The sequence below is a fragment of the Limosilactobacillus reuteri genome (assembly GCF_002254085.1).
In the GTDB taxonomy this organism is placed as follows: Bacteria; Bacillota; Bacilli; order Lactobacillales; family Lactobacillaceae; genus Limosilactobacillus; species Limosilactobacillus reuteri_K.
Genome location: NZ_NGPY01000063.1, coordinates 1 through 564, shown reverse-complemented (window position 1 = coordinate 564; position 564 = coordinate 1). Strand labels below are relative to the sequence as shown.

The following is a 564-nucleotide window of genomic DNA, read 5'->3' as shown; positions in this document are numbered from 1 at the left end:
CACTTGTTGAGGCGCTCGTCGACGCACTTGTTGACGCACTTGTTGAGGCGCTCGTTGACGCACTTGTTGACGCACTTGCTGAGGCACTCGTGGATGCGCTTGTTGAGGCGCTCGTTGAAGCGCTCGTTGATGCGCTTGTTGACGCACTTGTTGACGCGCTCGTTGACGCACTAGTCGAGGCGCTGGTTGAGGCACTCGTTGATGCACTAGTTGAGGCGCTAGTTGAGGCACTTACTGAGGCACTCGTTGACGCACTTGTTGACGCACTAGTCGAGGCGCTGGTTGACGCACTAGTTGACGCACTTACTGAGGCACTCGTGCTTGCGCTTGTCGAGGCGCTCGTTGACGCACTCGTTGATGCGCTGGTTGACGCGCTTGTTGACGCGCTCGTTGACGCACTTGTTGATGCACTCGTTGAGGCGCTCGTTGAAGCGCTCGTTGACGCACTAGTCGAGGCGCTGGTTGATGCACTCGTTGATGCACTAGTTGACGCGCTAGTTGAAGCACTCGTTGATGCAGTCGGTCATGCACTCGACGCTGCGCCTGCTGCTGTACTCGGTGACG

1 protein-coding gene is annotated in these 564 nt (G+C 57.6%); it reads left to right on the top strand.

Features of this window, described 5'->3' with window-relative positions:
• On the top strand, positions 1-564 hold a 564-nt coding region (locus tag CBG10_RS11280; protein ID WP_179231255.1), incomplete at both ends, for a hypothetical protein.